Source organism: Allobosea sp. NPDC055594 (assembly GCF_053618995.1).
Genome location: NZ_JBSHIO010000055.1, coordinates 1 through 1,115, shown reverse-complemented (window position 1 = coordinate 1,115; position 1,115 = coordinate 1). Strand labels below are relative to the sequence as shown.

Genomic DNA, 1,115 nt, shown 5'->3' with positions numbered 1-1,115 from the left:
GCGCGCGGCTCATTGTCCCGGATCGCCTTGCAGACCTGGCCGAAGGGCGAGTGGATGATGCGGTAGAAGGCGAGCAGCCCGGCCATGAAGATCAGCGCCACGACCCAGTACAGGGTGCGGTCGTCGGCGAGGTTGATCATGCCGAAGAGCTTGCCGCGCGGCACCGCCTGGATGCCGTCCTCGCCGCCGGTGAAGCGCGGCGTCTGCAGCGAGAAGAAGAACACCATCTGGGCCAGCGCCAGGGTGATCATCGCGAAATAGATGCCCTGCCGGCGGATGGCGAGCGAGCCGAAGACGAGGCCGAGCAGCGCGGCGACGCAGGTGCCGGCCAGGATCGCGAATTCCGGGTTGAAGCCCCAATGCTTGGCCGCATAGGCGCAGACATAGCTCGCCATGCCGAAATAGGCGGCGTGACCGAAGGAGAGCAGGCCGCCATAGCCGAGCAGGAGGTTGAAGGCGAGCGCGAACAGCGCAAAGCACAGCACCTTCATGACGAAGACGGGGTAGGCCACGAAGGGTGCGATCACCAGCGCGATCGCGATACCGATCATGACGTTGCGGTGCAGGCTCGCCGTGCTGCGCTCGGCAGCGGCGTGCGCCACGGAGCCATCGGCGGGGAGGACTTCAGCCATGAGCGGCTCCTTCGAAGCGAAGCGGCAGCGAGGCCGTGATGACGAGAGGCGCGTGCATCAGGTGGCGCGCCCGAACAGGCCGGCCGGCTTCACCAGCAGCACCAGCACCATGATGATGAAGATGACGGTGGCGGAGGCCTCCGGGTAGAACACCTTGGTCAGGCCCTCGACCAGCCCGAGGCTGAAGCCGGTGACGATGGCGCCCATGATCGAGCCCATGCCGCCGATCACCACGACCGCGAAGACGACGATGATCAGGTCGGCGCCCATGTTGGGGTTGACCGAGTAGATCGGTGCGGCGAGCACGCCGGCGAAGGCGGCGAGCGCCACGCCGAAGCCATAGGTCAGCGTCACCAGCAGCGGCACGTTGATGCCGAAGGCCTGGGTCAGCGTCGCGTTCTCGGTGGCGGCACGCAGATAGGCGCCGAGCTTGGTCTTCTCGATCATGAACCAGGTCGCGAGGCAGACCGCGATCGAGGCGAC

General features: G+C 66.5%; 2 protein-coding genes. Both read right to left on the bottom strand.

The window, feature by feature from the left end; all coding sequences use genetic code 11:
* Positions 1 to 632, bottom strand: a 632-nt coding sequence (locus tag ACWGRX_RS26945; RefSeq protein WP_452120063.1) for a branched-chain amino acid ABC transporter permease, incomplete at its 3' end; no start/stop codon positions are given.
* A 57-nt stretch (positions 633 to 689) separates the two neighbouring features.
* A partial coding sequence (locus ACWGRX_RS26940) for a branched-chain amino acid ABC transporter permease (RefSeq protein ID WP_452120062.1) occupies positions 690 to 1,115 on the bottom strand: 426 nt, incomplete at its 5' end.